Here is a 17136-nt window from a genome sequence, read left to right as displayed (position 1 = left end):
ACTTTTTTATCCATGGAAAAGTTTCTGCATTTTTGCATTCTCAAATGCAAAGTTAGTCAATTAGTCGCACAAAATTAAAAAGCATGTTGAAAGTAGAACATATCGGTATAGCAGTGAAAAATATGGAAAGTGCCAATTCACTTTTCAGTAAACTATTCAATAAAGCTCCTTATAAACTGGAAAAAGTGGAAAGTGAAGGTGTTGCTACCTCTTTTTTTCAAATGGGCGAAACTAAAATAGAACTGTTAGAAGCAGAAACTGAAGATAGTGCCATTGCCAAATTTATTGAGAAAAAAGGAGAAGGCATCCATCACATCGCTTATGAGGTTGAAAATATTGAATCAGAAATGAAAAGATTGGAAGAAGAAGGTTTTCAACTAATCAATAAAGCCCCTAAAAAAGGGGCTGATAATAAATTAGTCTGCTTTTTACATCCTAAAAGCACCAATGGCGTTCTTATAGAATTATGCCAAGAAATCAAAAAATGATTATTGGTGCTGAATAGAATTATAGTATTTAATCTTCTTTTTGCCTTTTCTAGTTTGAAAAGAACTTTTATTACAAGCGGAAAAAATAAACGCTCCTAAAAGCAAGAAAATGAATGTTTTTAATAATTTAGTCTTCATAATACAAAAGTAAAGAATTCAATTTAGAAACTCAAAAATATTAAAATGAGCCATCAAAATAGAACAGAAATAAATAAACTCGGTGAATTTGGGTTAATCGATAAAATCGCAGAAAAGTTCAGCAAACAGAATAATTCTACTAAATATGCCATTGGGGATGATGCTGCGGTGATTGATGTGGGCGATTATTTCCAATTGGTTTCCACTGATATGCTCATTGAAGGCGTACATTTTGACCTTTCTTATTTTCCTTTACATCATTTGGGATTTAAAGCTGTGGCAGTAAATGTATCAGATATTGCCGCCATGAACGGAATAGCAGAGCAAATCACCGTAAGTATAGCTTTAAGCAATAGATTTTCATTCGAAGCCATAGATGCATTTTATGAAGGAGTAAAAGCGGCTTGTGATGCTTACAAAGTTGATTTGGTTGGCGGTGACACTACCGCTTCTCCTTCGGGATTAATGATTTCTGTTACAGCAATTGGTAAAGTTGATAAAGATAAAATTTCTTACAGATCAGGTGCTAAAGTAAATGACATTGTTTGCGTAACCGGTGATTTAGGCGGTGCTTATATGGGATTGCAAGTTTTGGAAAGGGAAAAGCAAGTCTATTTAGAAAATCCTGATATGCAACCGCAACTGGATAAATATCAATATATAGTGGGAAGACAATTAAAGCCTGAGGCCAGAATGGACTTAGTTCACGAGCTTTTGGATTTGAAAATTGTACCAACCTCCATGATTGATATTTCCGATGGATTGGCTTCTGAATTGCATCATATTGCTAAACATTCAGATGTAGGCATCAATGTTCATGAGGATAAATTGCCCTTTGCTACCAACACGCAAGAAACAGCACTTGAATTCAAATTGGATCCGAATACTGCCATTTTAAATGGAGGTGAGGATTATGAATTACTTTTCACCATCTCTCAAGAGGAATTTGAGAAAGTAAAAAACCACCCTGATATTCATTTCATTGGTTATATCAATGAAAAATCTAGTGGGTTAAATTTGGTTACTACAAAAGGAAACCCTATTCCTTTGAAGGCTCAAGGCTGGGATCATTTTAGTTGAAATTAAACCACAAAAGAAAGAAAAGGACAGTCATGGGCTGTCCTTTTTTAACCCTAAATATCTCTGAGATTTTCACGGAGGAGTAAACAGCAGGCGTTTTTCTTCCTAAGCGTAAGCCCAATATTGTTAAGTTAGTTTATTCTCGATTCTTTTTTGCCCACATTTGTGTCTTCACAAATGCAACGAAACATATTTAGAAACCTTCAGAAGTATCTACTTCTCATAATGCTTGTGACACAATCATAAGCGCATTCAAGTTTTTTTAGCTATTACAAATTCTTTTTTTGTAAAATTAAGAGTTGCATTTTCAAGTACATTAAAAACTGCCAAGCTTAATATGTACACACGCCAGTGGTACGGTAGGATTTTCTGGAGGTAATTGTATTTCAAATGAAGTCGGAAGTCAAGCGTTTTCTCAAAACTGCTGGGTATATATACTTAGATAGAATACAATTATTTATGTATTGGGTGCTAATTCAAACACTTTTAACTTTACTGCAATAATCTGAATGATAAGCACTGGCTGTTAGTACTAAGGAATGAAGGGAATTAAAAGCCTAAAGAGTTCTGAAAATCATCTATAGATTTAGAGCCGAATATAGATTCAAATCTAGAAAACGGAGTTCCTTTAAATCTATAAATGAAAGTATAGCATCATGACTTGAAGGAGGAATATATCGGAGAAATTAATTCTCAGAAGACTATGAAAGAATATGCAGAAAATAGCAATAATCAACATATACTGCTGGTAGATGATAATGAAATTAATCTACTATTAGCTGAAAAAATGATTCAGAGAGCTTTTCCATCCTTACAAATAGCCAAAGCCAGTGATGGAAGGGAAGCTGTAGAATTATACAAGAAAACTAAGCCTGATGTAATTCTTATGGATGTACAAATGCCTGAAATGAATGGATTTGAGGCAACAAAAGAGATTCGGTCCTTAGAAAAAAATTCAGTACGAACACCTATTATTGCGCTTACTGCTGGCGTGTATCAGATGGAGATAGAGGAATGCTATGCATCCGGTATGGATAATTATATCAATAAGCCTCTAAAGGAAGAAATACTTCATGATTTGCTGCAGAAATGGTTAAAATCCCCTGAAAGTAAATTACCCAGTATTGATTTTTCCAGGCTTGACCAGCTGCTTAAATCTGACAAAACATTATATAGAACCCTGCTTGCGCTAGCCCTTATTGGAAAAAATTCCATCGTGTCTAATTATCAAATACTTAAAAAAGCTGTTCACGAACAAGATAAAACTTCTATAAAGTACTACAGTCATAAATTAAAAGGCATAGCCTCTTCGATGTGTGCAGAGAATTTATATTTATATTTTGAAAAGATTGAATCTTCCTTCGAAAATGGTTTATCATTAGCTGATTTTGTAGAAGTAGACCAAGAAGTTATGCGTGTGGATCAACTTCTACAACAAGAATTAGAAAACTCTGACATTAGGTGATTTTAAAAAGAAAAAAAAATAACTGCAATGAATTACAACAAAAACTAGGAACATATAATGGATAAAAAGATGGATAAATTAAAAATATTAGTTCTAGAGGATACTAGTATTACACAACATATGATTGATAAAGCGCTAAGTGACACTGGAATTGAAATTGAGATTACCTATTGTGAAAATGTAGCAGAATCGCTTGCTAAAATGAGTAATAAAAAATTTGATCTGGCATTGTTAGACTACTATGTGGAGGACGGCACAGCTTTAGATATTATTGAAAATAATACTGATACCCCTTGTGTAGTACTCACCAGTGCTAATGATCAAGAACTAGCTGCAAGCACTTTACAAAAAGGGGCTAAAGACTTTATTATTAAAGATAGCAAGCTTAATTACCTTGAAAAATTAAGAGAGGTGATTGAATCCGTCATTCACAAAAGCTGATTTGAAATTAATTGAAGCACTTGATAAAGCAAGTAACAGAATATAATTGCAAACGAACCAAAAATTAGATATAAGGTTCTAAGCAAATTTTAGAAGAAACCATTGTAGCTATATGTGAAGTCATACCTTATTTGAAGTTCTGAATCCTGTTTCATATCAGAAGTGTGTTAATATGGCATAATCAAATGGATGGTTTTGACTACTACATAAAAAAGATAGTATTTAATACTATTACAGTAAATTTATGAACATTTTAAAAAGAAATAATATTTCCATTACAGGGAATACGGAGAGCAGTCAAACCATTATGTTTGCACATGGTTTTGGCTGTGACCAGAATATGTGGAGATTTATTACTCCATCCTTTGAGGATACTCATACAGTAATAACCTTTGATTATGTGGGCTTTGGCAAGTCAGACATTTCAGCTTATAATTTTGAAAAATACAATAGTCTAGAAGGATATGCTGATGATATTTTAGAAATTTGCCAAGCTTTGTCCTTAAGCAATATTACTCTTGTATGCCACTCAGTTAGTGCTATGATTGGGACACTGGCAGCTATTAAAAAGCCAAAGCTTTTCGATAGTATTGTAATGGTGGGGCCTTCACCTCGATATATAAATACTGAGGATTATTATGGTGGTTTTTCTGAAGAGGATATCAAAGAACTACTTACATCATTAGAAAAAAACTATCTGGGTTGGTCAAGCCAAATGGCTCCTGTCATTATGGCCAATAGTGAACGACCGGAACTGGGAGAGGAATTAGAAGCGAATTTTTGCCGAACGGATCCCAAAATAGCAGAACACTTTGCAAAAGTGACTTTTACAAGTGACAATCGCCAAGAACTGGCTCAGCTTAAGACAAAAGCGCTAATCCTACAATGCAGAGATGATGTTATTGCTCCTGAAAGTGTTGGCAAGTATGTACATGAACAGCTTGCCAATAGTAAATTTGTATTGTTAGAAGCCACAGGACACTGTCCAAACCTTAGTGCACCAGAAGAAACTACAAAAGCCATCAAAGAATTTATAAATGCCTGAAATGAACGCTAGAAATTCATCATCTACTAAAGTTAACTATTTAAATTATGTGTTAGCTGGATTTGTATCAACCGATATTGATGGTCGCATTCTCAAAACTAATAGCACTTTTTTATCAATGATCGATTGCGAAAAGGATCAGGCAAACGAGAAGATGTACTTTCATGATTACCTTTCAAAGGGTAGTCAAATTTATTATCAAACGCATTTCATTCCCTTGCTGAAAATGCATAGCGAGGTTAAAGAAATTAATCTTGATATCAAGTCAAGAAATGGAGTTGTCCCAGTATTGGTGAATAGCTCGATAATAGATATTCAAGGTAAGACGTATATTCATACTACCTTATTTGAAATCACTCGGAGAGAAACATACGAGCGGGAGCTATTTTATGAGAAAAAGAAAGCTGAATCACTGGCCCAAAAGCTTCAAAAGAGTAATGAAATCATCGAAGCACAGCGAAATGAACTAGCAGAGTTAAACAAGCAAAAAGATAAAATTGTGGGCGTTATGTCACATGATTTCAGAAGTCCATTAGTTGAATTACAGTCTATGATGGTTTTACTAACGGATTACATTAATGATTTCACTAAAGAGGAGATGGTAAATATGTTAGCTAAGGCTAAGGATTCCCTTTCTAATACAATAACACTGGCTGAAAACCTGATTGAATGGTCAATGGTGCAATTAGAAAAATCAAATACGCCAGAAGAAGCTGTAAATCTAAATCAGATTATCGAAGAAGTACTTACTCTACAACTTCAAACTGCAATTAAGAAAAACATAAGTATTTCAAAATCAGTGGACCATAATATAAAAATCGGCATGCCTTCTAATCATATCGCGCTTGTACTTCGTAATCTCTTGACTAATGCCATAAAATTTACCCCAGAAAATGGTGCTATCAAAATTGCAGGTTATGAGAATTCACTAGAGAGTATTTTAATAGTGCAGGATTCTGGTGCAGGAATGGATCCTGATTTGATCGAAAGTTTCCAATCTAACGGCCGCATAAAATCTTCCAAAGGTACGCGTGGCGAAAAAGGATTTGGGCTAGGCTTGTTTTTAGTGAAAGATACGATAAGGAGTCATAATGGTAATATTGAGGTGAAAAGTGAAGCAAACAAGGGCACAACGTTTAAGGTCAGCATTCCCAAGACATAAGTTAGCCGAGTTATTCTATTGCTTATCTTATTTAAATAATCAAGAATTAGATTTGTACAATTCACTATACGAGCCATAAAAGTGCTTCTTGGCACGTACCATTTTCAAGCTGCTAAGATAAATAGCATGATCTAATAAGCTCGTGCTAGCATTTACTGCAACTACCAAATTTTTTTACCCTTTGCTATAAGCAGCCAATGCCTGATAAACTTTATGAATCGGCAGCCCCATTACGGTGAAATAAGAACCTTCCAGTTTTTCAATATGCGTTAAGCCAATGCCTTCCTGAATGCCATAAGCTCCTGCTTTATCGAATGGTTTATGGTTTCGGATATAATCCCAAATCATTTCTTCTTCTATCGGATTAAAATACACTAATGTCTCGTCTGAATATTTTTCAAACTTGCCATTTAGCAAAACACAAAAACCAGAAACCACCTGATGCGCTCTTCCGCTAAGCTTACTTAGCATACTGAAAGCTTCCTCCTCATCTTGGGGTTTCTCCAATAGTTCATTATCGATTAAGACGGTGGTATCAGCTGTCAAAATGATTTTATCGGTATATTTTTCATCTTCCGCAAAGGCTTGGCCTTTCTTTTCTGCTAAAAAAGCGGCTACTTCCGTATGAGGCATATCTAATGGATAAGATTCTTCCGTATCCTTAGCTTCGGTAGAAAATTCAAAGCCTGCTTTGGTTAGTATTTCTTTTCTTCTGGGCGATTTAGACCCTAAAATAAGAGGGTAATTCAAATTCATCTTCTTGTATTGAGCCAAATAAAAATCCACAAATGGTTTTAGGATAGAAATAAGTTGATTTTTGAGGCATAGTATAGCCTGTATTGCAGACGTTTTTTACCTGCTCCATGCTTATTTCTTTAGTAATTAATGCACATTGCACTTCATCTTTCAACAGTTTACGAATGCAAGCCGTAAAATTTCGTTCAAACTGGATAGATTCAGAACTTCTCTGCTCTTCTCCTTTTATTCCTAAGATTTTCTCTATGAAAAAGTAATGCAACACTGTTAAATCCAAATGTTTTACTTCATCTGGAAAATTCCATTTCAGTTCCCCGATTTTCTCAGGCTTTAATCGGATTTTATAGGTATTTTCCTTGAAAAGCATACCAAACGCCCACTTTTTCCCTAAAATAATTTCATGAACATCTTCAGGGTTTTCGAGTGTTTTGATAATGAAATCCTCCTCTAGTTTCTTCAGAATTTCCTTTTCTGACAAATCAGGAATATCTTTTATTAATCGGTGAGTAGGCAAAATTCTTAAATCATCTGAATTAGAATTGGTCAGGTACATCATATGAAAATTATACCCTTCCTGTCCAGTATGATTCGGATTTTTCTCCATCATCTTTTTTCTATAAAGCAAAGAGCCTTCATAGCGATGATGTCCATCCGCTAAAATAATTTGCTGTGGTGCAATTTTCTCTATGAATTTTTTGATGATTTTAGCATCATGGATGACACTGACTACTTCCCTTACTCCTTGATAATCTTCCAATTCACCTAAGGGCATTTCCATGCTCTCATCCATATAAGGCTCCAATTCAAATTCCGGATCGGAATATAAGCCATGAGTAGCACTGACATTCAATTGGGTTTTATCCAATAGCTCAATTCTGTCATTTACAGACTTTGGAATAGTATTTTCATGCCTTAAAATAACTTTCTCATCCCAATCATAAGCTTTAATAAAGGTGATAAAGCCTTTTCTTACATGCTCTCGGTTAGAGCCAGGCAATGTGAAATATTGATAATAAACGTAAATCCCAGGCAGCGGATCTTGTTTTATAATTCCTTCTTTTTTCCATTTTTCCAATCGCTCTGCCGCCATATCAGCAGATTCTTCCCCGCCTTTGGGCACGGACAAATGAATACTATTTAAAGGATTTTTATAAAGTGCCTCTCTTTGCTTGGCTGATACCACATCAAATAAAGGACTAGTCAAACTCTCAATTTCCTTTTGAAGCTCGGCATTATAGCGCCAAGCTTTAATAGGCTTAATCTCTGCCATTCTATGGATTTATAAATGAATTAAACAAAATATTTTTGGCATTAAATATCAGACAACTACTGCAGATTCTCATATCTTGCCTAATAGACTCTATTCTATAACCTATTCTTTTTCCACAAAGAGGCTTTCTTATTATCATTTTCTTCCTGGGCTGTTTGCTTTTTTTGCCTTTCTGACCACAGTTTTACCGCTAAGGCGGCTGCAATTTCTGATTCCACATCCGATACTTTCTCATCCAAATCACTTGGCTGGAAGTATTTTTCTATGAATTTGGTATCGAAATCACCGCTTCTGAAAGCCTCATGCTTTAATACATATTTACAGAAACTTAGCGTTGTTTGAATTCCCACTATTTCATATTCATCTATAGCACGAAGCATCCTGCTGATGGCTTCTTCTCGATTATCAGCATAGGTAATTAGCTTTGCAATCATCGGGTCGTAATGAATTGGTATATCCATTCCTTGCTCAAAACCATCATCTACCCTAACACCAGTTCCTTGAGGTCTTTTATAAACCTTAAGTTTTCCAATATCAGGTAAGAAGTTGTTTTGTGGATCTTCAGCATAAACCCTCACTTCTACCGCATGACCTTTTATAGTTAAATCTTCTTGCTTAATGGATAATGCTTTTCCTTCTGCAATTCTGATTTGTTCTTTTACTAAATCAACGCCCGTTATTTGTTCGGTTACAGGGTGCTCCACCTGCAAACGAGTATTCATCTCAAGGAAATAAAAATCTAATTTATTATCCACTATGAATTCCACGGTTCCTGCTCCATAATAATTACAGGATTTTGCCACATCAATAGCAGCTTGTCCCATTTGCTCTCTAATTTCTGGAGTCAATACGCTTGATGGAGCTTCTTCAATAACTTTTTGGTGCCTTCTTTGAATTGAACACTCTCTTTCAAATAAATGCACCACACTTCCTTTTTGGTCTCCCAAAATCTGAATCTCAATATGACGAGGAGAGGTAACAAATTTCTCTAAAAAAACAGCTCCATTTCCAAAGGCATTTTTCGCCTCACTTACTGCCCTGTCCATTTGAGATTCAAAGTCCGCAGGATCTTCCACTATTCTCATTCCTTTACCACCACCACCAGCACTGGCTTTTATTAATATAGGATAGCCGATTTCATCCGCTTTTTCTTTTGCCAATTTTATATCCGTAATGGCTTTGTCCAAACCTGGTACTAAGGGCACATTTCTTTTTAAAACAGCTGCTTTGGCAGAAAGCTTATCTCCCATAATCTCAATAGACTCAGCAGAAGGACCTATGAAAATGATTCCTTCCTTTTCAACTTGTCTAGCGAAATCAGCATTTTCCGAAAGGAAACCGTATCCAGGATGGATAGCATCTACCTTTAATTTCTTACAAGTTTCAATTATTTTATCTATTCTTAAATAACTTTCTGAAGAAGCTGGCGGTCCAACACAAACGGCTTCATCTGCATAGCGCACATGAAGTGCATTTCTATCCGCTTCACTATATATTGCTACAGTTTTTATACCCAATTCGCGCGCAGAACGCATTACTCTAAGGGCAATTTCACCTCTGTTGGCAACTAAGATTTTTTTAATATCTGGCATATCAATTAGTCTTACAATATCAAATAAAAATTGAAGTACAATGCTACATAATTATTGTCTTTTATACTAAAAATTCAGTCTTAAAAGCAGGAAATCAATTTTTTAGGTAACAGCTTTTTTGTTACCTTTGAGGCTTGATTAGAAATAATATTGATACAATAAAATAGATAAACGTGGATTTATTTGAGAAATTGAAAGTGGATCGCGGACCTTTGGGTAAGCATTCCAACATTGAAGAAGGTTACTTTATGTTCCCTAAATTGGAAGGAGAATTGTCTCCTCATATGAAATTCAGAGGAAAAGAAGTGTTGACTTGGAGTTTAAATAACTACTTAGGTTTAGGTAATCATCCTGAAATAAGAAAGGCTGACGCTGAGTCAGCTGCCAAATGGGGTTTAGCCTATCCAATGGGAGCTAGAATGATGTTTGGCAACACTGCCCAACATGAAGAATTAGAAAGACAACTAGCTGAATTCATCAAGAAAGATGATGTAATGCTATTAAACTTCGGATACCAAGGTGTATTATCTATTATAGATGCTGTGGTAGGTAGAAAAGATGTTATCGTTTATGATGCGGAATGTCATGCCTGTATAGTAGATGGCGTTCGTTTGCATATGGGGAAAAGATTTGTTTATCCTCATAACGATATAGAAAGCCTAGAAAAACAATTACAAAGAGCTACTAAGCTAACGGAAGAAACTGGGGGTGGTATATTGGTTATTACTGAAGGAGTATTTGGTATGACTGGTGCTATGGGTAAACTGAAAGAAACACTTGCCTTAAAAGAAAAATACGAATTCCGTTTATTATGTGATGATGCCCACGGTTTTGGAACCATGGGAGAAAGAGGAGCTGGAACAGCTGAGCAGCAAGGTGTAATGGAAGAAGTAGATTTATACTTCAGCACATTCGCAAAGTCTATGGCTTTAATTGGTGCATTTGTTGGAGGTGATCCTGAAATCATCAAATTCTTAAGATATAATATGCGCTCTCAGATCTTTGCAAAATCTTTACCAATGCCAATGGTAGAAGGGGCACTTAAAAGATTAGAATTATTGCGTGATCAACCGGAGCACAAAAAGAATTTGTGGAAAATAGTAGATGCATTGCAGGGTGGTTTGAAAGACAAAGGTTTTAGCATTGGAACAACTCAATCTCCTGTTACCCCAGTAATGTTGAACGGTACAGTTGGTGAAGCTGCAGCTTTAGCTTATGACTTAAGAGAAAATTTTGGCATTTTCTGCTCGGTTGTTATCTATCCAGTAGTGCCAAAAGACACAATTTTACTAAGATTAATCCCTACAGCATCGCATAGTTTGGAAGATGTTAATCGTACGATTAAAGCATTTGAGGCTATAAAGGATAAGCTAAAAGAGGGTCATTATAGGGAAAATGAGCTTGCAAAAGCATTTAAAGAGTAAAAAATTAGGAAAAATGTTGCCCTAATTGTTGTTTTTATATGTTTTTGCCTATATTGCTTTCAATTAATTTAATTATTTAGTCAACCGTAAACTAAAATAAGAATGAAAAGATTCGAACAAGTAAGAGACCTTATCATGGGTCTAGAAGGTGATTTTGAAAAATTCTACGACAAAGAGAATCAGGCGGCTGGTACTCGCGTAAGAAAAGGAATGCAAGAGTTGAAAAACTTAGCACAAGAGATCAGAATTGAAGTTCAAGATATTAAGAACAAAGCTTAATTAGAATTTGAACGATTTCGAAAGAGGCTGGCAGTTTTGTCAGCCTTTTTTTTTGACTTATTTTTAATAATCCTATTCTTAATTAATTAATTCAACTACTAACTTTAAGGAGATATTAATTAAGGAATAAACATATTTAAATATGCAAGAACTAAAATCTAAGCTTCCAAATGTAGGTACCACCATATTCACTGTTATGTCTCAAATGGCAGCCGAATATAATGCCATCAATCTTTCCCAAGGTTTTCCTGATTTCCCCGTATCAGAAAAATTAATAGACTTAGTTTATCAAAATATGCAAATTGGGCATAACCAATATGCGCCTATGCCTGGTCTTCCTCAACTTAGAGAAGCCATCGCTAACAAAATCAAAAATACAGATGGTGTTAACCTTAATATAGATACAGAAATTACGGTTTCTGCAGGGGCAACTGAAGCTATCTTTTCCAGTGTTTTAGCAACTGTAAATCAAGGAGATGAAGTAATTGTATTAGAGCCCGCTTATGATTGCTATATTCCTGCCATTGAATTAGCAGGCGGTAAAGTCGTTCCTGTTGGTTTAAGTTTGCCCAACTTCACTCCAGATTGGCAAAAAGTAAAAGATAATATCTCGGACAAAACCCGAATGATCATTATTAATTTTCCGCACAATCCTTCAGGGGCTATTTTAACTCAAGATGATATTACGGCATTAAAAGAAATCTTGGAAGAAAATCCGCAGCTGATTATTTTGAGTGATGAAGTTTACGAGCATATCATTTTTGACGGAAACACACATCTTAGTGTCTTAAAAGATAAATTCTTAGCTAGCAGAAGTATTGCCGTTTCTTCTTTCGGAAAAACTTTTCATGCTACAGGCTGGAAAATAGGCTATATGGTAGCACCTGAAGCTATCATGAAAGAAATTAGGAAAGTGCATCAATACAATTGTTTCTCAGTCCATACACCTAGTCAGTACGCTATGGCTGAATATTTAAAAGATGAGAAAAACTATTTGGGCGTGAGCTCGATGTATGAAAAGAAAAGAGAATTCTTTCAACAAGCAATGCAAGATTCAAAATTTAAAGTGATTCCTTCATACGGCACTTATTTCCAGGTTTTGGATTTCAGTGAGGTTTCAGATATGGGTGATATGGAATTTGCGCAATATCTCATCAAAGAAAAGGGTGTGGCTTCAATACCTGTTTCGGCATTTTATTCCGACAAACAGGATAACAAATTACTGAGATTTTGCTTTGCTAAAGGAGAAGATACATTACATAAAGCATCAGACATATTATGCAAGATTTAAAAGTAACACTTATTCAAACGCCTCTGCATTGGCAGGACAAACAGGCTAACATCTCCATGTTAGAAGAAAAGATCTGGGAGATTGAAGAAGAAACTGATCTGATTGTATTGCCTGAGATGTTTAACACAGGTTTTAGTATGGAAGCCGAAAAAATGGCCGAGCCTATGAATTTGCATACTTTCAAATGGATGAAACAGATGGCAAGTCAAAAGAAAGCGGTTGTGACTGGTTCTTATATAGTAAATGATAATGGAAAATACTTCAACCGCTTAATTTGGATGCAGCCTGACGGGAATTATTTCACCTATGATAAAAGACATTTGTTTAGAATGGCAAATGAGGATGAGCACTATTCACCAGGTCAAAAAGATTTGATAGTAGAATTAAAAGACTGGAAAATAAAGCCTTTAGTTTGTTACGATTTAAGATTTCCCGTTTGGATCCGGAATAAATCCAATGATCAAAATGAACTAGAATATGACTTAACATTGTTTGTGGCCAACTGGCCTGCTGTTCGAGTAAATGCATGGGATACATTATTACAGGCGCGCGCTATTGAAAATGTTAGCTATTGCTTAGGCGTCAATAGAATTGGAGATGATGGAAAAGGAATAGCACACAATGGGCATTCTGCTATCTATGGCCCAAAAGGTAATGCATTATATTTTGCTGATGACAGAGAAGAAATTAAAACTGTGACACTCTCAGGTCAGGAATTAATAAGATTTAGGGAGAAATTCCCAGCTCAGTTGGATGCGGATGGGTTTAAGATTAATTAATAATTAGTAATTGGGGAATAAGTAATTTAAACAATTTTGTATCATCCGAGATTATGGGGTTGCTCCTTTCTTCAGGACCTGTCAACTAAGAAACGTACTCCTTATGTTTCATAAGGTATAAAAGCAATCTGTATTCGATTAGTGACATTAAGTTAATTTTTCCACCTCAATGCATTCTGTGCGTCATCACTGCGAAGGCAGGGATAGCCTGTCCCGCATTTTAATCGGGAACGGTTCGAGCCGAGATTGTAGACGAAACAAGGCTAATGGTTACTCGGGCCAATTGCAAATGGATGTGAAGCACTAGTAAAAACTAATACAAAACCACCTTCCTACTCACTCTCTTGCCATTTTCAAAAATAGCACTGACAATATAAATACCTCCTTCTAAAGCGGTGAGATCTATGGCTTGTCTGGAAAAAGCTTGGTAAGACTGCCCTGTTAATACTTTTTGCCCATTTAAGCTTGTGATGGAAATTGAAATATTTTGATTGGTCTTAATATAAAGTTGCCTGCTTTGATTTGGATTGGGATAAACCTGAAAAACCAATTCTTCTCCACTTTGAACTGGTAATTCTTCACTATTTCTGAAAATTCTGACCCCGCCTGATACTGTCCCTAAAACCAAAGCTGGATAATCACCATCGAAAAGCGGGACAAAGACTAAGTTATTTCTTTTCCCGAAATAAATGTCATCGAAACTTTGTTCGAGTGAGTTGTAAATATTTAAAGAGTCAAATTCACCTTCATTATTTTCAATGTCAGAAAACACCCTGATATTCCCACTTAAATCGGAAGTGATTAAATCCTGCTGATTATCATTATCTATATCCGCAACATGGACTCGAATTGCAGATCGGAAAAAATCATCACCAATTTCTAAAAATGCATTATCTCTCATTTCAAACTGAGGGTTTCTACCCTGCCCAGTATTTTCATATAAAATCAATCCACCAGAGGATTTACCTACCAGCAAATCTGGATGATTATCACCCAATATATTTGCAAAATGTACAGAATAGCCAAAGCCGATAAACACATCTTCCATATTGAAAATATTATTCAAATTCAAGCCAGCTTCTTCTTGAAAAATGATCCTTAATTGATTGCTATTTTGAAGAGTACCTTGTAAAACCAAATCCTTTCTACCATCTAAATCCACATCAGCCCACTGAATAAACATATTGGCTAATCCTTCATTAGATAAATTGAGATAATCATCTGTAACTAATTCGAAGGCTGGATTTTGACTGTCTCCAATATTTTCATAAAGTGCAATAGCACTGAATAAATTCTCATCTTCGTCTAAATCAGTATAGGAAAGGAATAAATCCAAATCCCCATCATTATCATAATCATGAAAAGCAGGACTTGCCTGAGCGCCCCAATCCATCATATCCGCTTGCAGAAATTCTTTGGTGAGTAATTCATAATCATTCCCTACTTTCTGAAAGAGCCAATTGGAAGAAGAGAAATCGATAGGACTTCCCAAATTGGCTTCAATATTCGGACTAATGATTAATTCTTCTTTTTCATCATCCAAAATATCCATAATCATAGTGTTGGGATAAATATTGAACCGTGCGGGATCTATTTGATTAGGGAAATCGGAAGTGAAACTATCAAAATCAGGGGCTTGATTTGCAGATGCTGCATTATTGAAATAATAAAGCTCACTACATTCTTCATGGCTTGAAACTAACTCTAATTTACCATCTTCTTCGAAATCAAAAATTGCTAAACTTTTACCTCCTGCATGACGGTTATTACTCATCATTCTGCCAAAAACACCCTGACAATCTTCACCATCAAAAGCAAATTCACCACAGTCGCAATCTTCCACTTCCCCCCAATAATTATCAACCAATTCAAAAGGGCCTAAATCAGGATCCCCTCCATTATCAGCACTTTTATTTTCGTAAAATAGAATACGACTTTCAACACCTGAAAAATTGAAATTCAGGATATCGATGTCACCATCATTATCAATATCCCCTATATAGGGATAATCATTAAAATTTACTTGTAAGTTCACTTCATTTCCTGAAAGGCTTTCGTAGCTAATAAAATCTACTACCCTTTCCCATTGTGGATTTATTGTTCCTACATTTCGATAAGCTGTAATGCCCAAATTCCCTGTGGTAAAAAGATCTGTTTTTCCATCGCCATCATAATCTTTCAGAATAAAAAAGTTTCGGATTTCAGAAGGAAAAAACTTCTCATATTGTGGAGCATATTCATAATCATTTCCACTCTTAAGGAAACATAAAATCCTACCTGAACTACGATCAAACCCCGCCAAATCATCAATCCCATCACTATTTAAATCAATTTTACCGTATTGAACACCATTCAGCCCTCCTGCCCATGGAAAAGCATTGTCAGCTTCATTGGGGTGGGATATTGGAGTATCCTGATAGGGAATAAATTGATATTGGGAAAAACCAATAAATGAAAGTCCTGAAAGAAGAAAGAAAAGCAATAATCGCATGATGCAAATCTAACGTTCTTTATATTTTTTCTAGTATAAACAATTGGAAGCTTTTACAATTTTATAGATTTGTATAAACCTATTGAACAATGACTCAAATAGAAAAGCTTTACGATATATATTTAAAAAGTACTGGGATTTGCACTGACAGCCGTAAGCTCGAAAAAGGAAACCTCTTTTTTGCTCTGAAAGGGCCTAATTTCAATGGAAATCAATTTGCCCAAAAAGCACTTGAAGAAGGTGCTGTGGCAGTTGTAGTAGATGAAAACGAATATCATCATGATGATAATAAAAATGTATTGGTAGATGATGCATTAAAAACACTGCAACTTTTATCAATTCATCATCGAGAGCAACTCAATATTCCTATAATCGGTATTACTGGCTCGAATGGAAAGACCACGAGCAAAGAATTAATTCATGCTGTTTTAGCTAAAAAATATAATGTTTTTGCCACTGAAGGAAATTTGAACAATCATATCGGAGTTCCTTTGAGCTTACTATCTATTCAGAAAAATCATGATATTGCTATAATTGAAATGGGTGCAAATCATATTGGTGAAATTGCTTCCTACTGCAAAATGGCAAAACCAACCCATGGTTTGATTACCAATATTGGCAAAGCACATATTGGGGAATTCGGAGGTTTTGAAAACATCATAATTGGGAAAAGTGAGCTTTTCGATTTCTTGAAAAAAAATGATGGCATTCCATTTATCAATACCCAAGATGCTGTTCTGAAAAATATGCAAAAGCGATTTTCCAATGCAGTAACTTTTCCAAATGAAGGAGACGATTTAGAACTTAAACCTGAAAAAGGGACTGCATTTTTAAAATACTCCACTAAAGGCTTTAGCCATATAGAAACCCAATTGGTAGGTCAATTTAATTATCTGAATGTGGCTGCTGCTTTATGTATAGGGAAATACTTTGAGGTTCCGATGGAAAAAGCAATTCAAGCAACGCAAGAATATATTCCAGAGAATATGCGTTCTCAGATGATTAAAACTGATAATTATACCATCTTATTGGATGCTTATAATGCCAATCCGGATTCGATGGAATTAGCTATGAAAAGCTTGAGTGCAATTGAAAATACAGAATCCGCAGTGATTTTGGGAGATATGCTGGAACTGGGTGATACAGCTGAATTAGAACATGAGAAATTAGGCGAATTAGCTGTTGATTTAGGCATAAGCAAAAGATATTATTGCGGAAAACAAATTCAATCCGCTTCCAAAAAGGATAACTTCGGCAAATACTTTGAAACTAAGGATGAGTTAATAGAACACCTAACTGCCAAACCATTGAAAAAAGGCAGTACGATCTTAATTAAAGGGTCAAGGAAAAATGCGCTGGAGGAAATTGTTCCTTTTTTGGTGAAGTTGGAGGGGAGATAGGAATTATTGAAACGAAGATTCAATAAGGCAATATT

15 protein-coding genes are annotated in these 17136 nt (G+C 35.3%); 11 read left to right on the top strand and 4 right to left on the bottom strand.

Annotated elements, in window-relative coordinates; all coding sequences use genetic code 11:
* The first annotated feature begins 83 nt into the window (after positions 1-83).
* The 6 genes from mce to QYS49_RS06975 all read left to right on the top strand — a co-directional run bounded on the left by mce (position 84) and on the right by QYS49_RS06975 (position 5819).
* Complete coding sequence (mce, locus tag QYS49_RS07000) at positions 84-488, top strand: methylmalonyl-CoA epimerase (RefSeq protein ID WP_308351005.1); 405 nt, start codon at positions 84-86, stop codon at positions 486-488.
* Positions 489-671: 183 nt separating this feature from the next.
* Positions 672-1706: a thiamine-phosphate kinase gene (thiL, locus tag QYS49_RS06995; RefSeq protein ID WP_308351004.1), complete on the top strand. Its 1035-nt coding sequence runs from the start codon at positions 672-674 to the stop codon at positions 1704-1706.
* A 703-nt stretch (positions 1707-2409) separates the two neighbouring features.
* The gene (locus QYS49_RS06990) at positions 2410-3171 is read left to right on the top strand and encodes a response regulator (RefSeq protein ID WP_308351003.1); all 762 of its coding nucleotides are present in this window, start codon (positions 2410-2412) and stop codon (positions 3169-3171) included.
* Between the two features lie 69 nt (positions 3172-3240).
* Positions 3241-3612, top strand: a complete 372-nt coding sequence (locus tag QYS49_RS06985) for a response regulator (protein WP_308351002.1) — start codon at positions 3241-3243, stop codon at positions 3610-3612.
* A gap of 244 nt (positions 3613-3856) precedes the next feature.
* Positions 3857-4657: an alpha/beta fold hydrolase gene (locus QYS49_RS06980; RefSeq protein ID WP_308351001.1), complete on the top strand. Its 801-nt coding sequence runs from the start codon at positions 3857-3859 to the stop codon at positions 4655-4657.
* Position 4658: 1 nt separating this feature from the next.
* Positions 4659-5819, top strand: a complete 1161-nt coding sequence (locus QYS49_RS06975; protein ID WP_308351000.1) for a PAS domain-containing sensor histidine kinase — start codon at positions 4659-4661, stop codon at positions 5817-5819.
* Positions 5820-5993: 174 nt separating this feature from the next.
* Here the strand turns inward: QYS49_RS06975 and QYS49_RS06970 are convergent, their stop codons facing one another.
* From QYS49_RS06970 to accC, 3 genes are all read right to left on the bottom strand, one after another.
* Complete coding sequence (locus QYS49_RS06970) at positions 5994-6575, bottom strand: Maf family protein (RefSeq protein WP_308350999.1); 582 nt, start codon at positions 6573-6575, stop codon at positions 5994-5996.
* On the bottom strand, positions 6541-7845 hold the full coding sequence (locus tag QYS49_RS06965) for a DUF1015 domain-containing protein (RefSeq protein WP_308350998.1): 1305 nt from the start codon (positions 7843-7845) through the stop codon (positions 6541-6543). The genes QYS49_RS06970 and QYS49_RS06965 overlap by 35 nt, the downstream gene beginning before the upstream one ends.
* Before the next feature lie 95 nt (positions 7846-7940).
* Entirely contained in the window at positions 7941-9437 is a 1497-nt protein-coding gene (gene accC / locus QYS49_RS06960) for an acetyl-CoA carboxylase biotin carboxylase subunit (RefSeq protein WP_308350997.1), read from the bottom strand.
* Between the two features lie 173 nt (positions 9438-9610).
* On the opposite strand from accC, the gene QYS49_RS06955 reads away from it, so the two are divergent.
* The 4 genes from QYS49_RS06955 to QYS49_RS06940 all read left to right on the top strand — a co-directional run bounded on the left by QYS49_RS06955 (position 9611) and on the right by QYS49_RS06940 (position 13210).
* Positions 9611-10861 (top strand): aminotransferase class I/II-fold pyridoxal phosphate-dependent enzyme, encoded by a 1251-nt coding sequence (locus tag QYS49_RS06955; RefSeq protein WP_308350996.1) that lies wholly within the window; start codon positions 9611-9613, stop codon positions 10859-10861.
* A gap of 102 nt (positions 10862-10963) precedes the next feature.
* Positions 10964-11140 carry a BF3379 family histone-like protein gene (locus QYS49_RS06950; protein ID WP_308350995.1) on the top strand — a complete coding sequence of 59 codons (177 nt, stop codon included), beginning with the start codon at positions 10964-10966 and terminating at the stop codon, positions 11138-11140.
* A 142-nt stretch (positions 11141-11282) separates the two neighbouring features.
* Complete coding sequence (locus QYS49_RS06945; RefSeq protein ID WP_308350994.1) at positions 11283-12431, top strand: methionine aminotransferase; 1149 nt, start codon at positions 11283-11285, stop codon at positions 12429-12431.
* Positions 12419-13210 carry an amidohydrolase gene (locus tag QYS49_RS06940; RefSeq protein ID WP_308350993.1) on the top strand — a complete coding sequence of 264 codons (792 nt, stop codon included), beginning with the start codon at positions 12419-12421 and terminating at the stop codon, positions 13208-13210. Before QYS49_RS06945 ends, QYS49_RS06940 begins: the two co-directional genes overlap by 13 nt.
* 313 nt (positions 13211-13523) lie before the next feature.
* Here QYS49_RS06940 and QYS49_RS06935 read toward each other — a convergent pair whose 3' ends face one another.
* Complete coding sequence (locus tag QYS49_RS06935) at positions 13524-15701, bottom strand: FG-GAP-like repeat-containing protein (RefSeq protein WP_308350992.1); 2178 nt, start codon at positions 15699-15701, stop codon at positions 13524-13526.
* Between the two features lie 89 nt (positions 15702-15790).
* Between QYS49_RS06935 and QYS49_RS06930 the strand changes: the two genes are divergently transcribed.
* A complete protein-coding gene (locus QYS49_RS06930) occupies positions 15791-17101 on the top strand; it encodes a UDP-N-acetylmuramoyl-tripeptide--D-alanyl-D-alanine ligase (RefSeq protein ID WP_308350991.1) in 1311 nt (436 codons plus the stop codon).
* The last annotated feature ends 35 nt before the right edge of the window (positions 17102-17136 follow it).

The organism is Marivirga salinae, assembly GCF_030503855.1.
GTDB classification, from domain to species: domain Bacteria; phylum Bacteroidota; class Bacteroidia; order Cytophagales; family Cyclobacteriaceae; genus Marivirga; species Marivirga salinarum.
This window is presented reverse-complemented; position numbering and strand designations above follow the sequence as displayed.

Coding starts and splice junctions, on each gene's coding strand:
- mce (WP_308351005.1), top strand. CDS start 84: ATGTTGAAAGTAGAACATATCGGTATAGCAGTGAAAAATATGGAAAGT.
- thiL (WP_308351004.1), top strand. CDS start 672: ATGAGCCATCAAAATAGAACAGAAATAAATAAACTCGGTGAATTTGGG.
- QYS49_RS06990 (WP_308351003.1), top strand. CDS start 2,410: ATGAAAGAATATGCAGAAAATAGCAATAATCAACATATACTGCTGGTA.
- QYS49_RS06985 (WP_308351002.1), top strand. CDS start 3,241: ATGGATAAATTAAAAATATTAGTTCTAGAGGATACTAGTATTACACAA.
- QYS49_RS06980 (WP_308351001.1), top strand. CDS start 3,857: ATGAACATTTTAAAAAGAAATAATATTTCCATTACAGGGAATACGGAG.
- QYS49_RS06975 (WP_308351000.1), top strand. CDS start 4,659: ATGAACGCTAGAAATTCATCATCTACTAAAGTTAACTATTTAAATTAT.
- QYS49_RS06970 (WP_308350999.1), bottom strand. CDS start 6,575: ATGAATTTGAATTACCCTCTTATTTTAGGGTCTAAATCGCCCAGAAGA.
- QYS49_RS06965 (WP_308350998.1), bottom strand. CDS start 7,845: ATGGCAGAGATTAAGCCTATTAAAGCTTGGCGCTATAATGCCGAGCTT.
- accC (WP_308350997.1), bottom strand. CDS start 9,437: ATGCCAGATATTAAAAAAATCTTAGTTGCCAACAGAGGTGAAATTGCC.
- QYS49_RS06950 (WP_308350995.1), top strand. CDS start 10,964: ATGAAAAGATTCGAACAAGTAAGAGACCTTATCATGGGTCTAGAAGGT.
- QYS49_RS06945 (WP_308350994.1), top strand. CDS start 11,283: ATGCAAGAACTAAAATCTAAGCTTCCAAATGTAGGTACCACCATATTC.
- QYS49_RS06940 (WP_308350993.1), top strand. CDS start 12,419: ATGCAAGATTTAAAAGTAACACTTATTCAAACGCCTCTGCATTGGCAG.
- QYS49_RS06935 (WP_308350992.1), bottom strand. CDS start 15,701: ATGCGATTATTGCTTTTCTTTCTTCTTTCAGGACTTTCATTTATTGGT.
- QYS49_RS06930 (WP_308350991.1), top strand. CDS start 15,791: ATGACTCAAATAGAAAAGCTTTACGATATATATTTAAAAAGTACTGGG.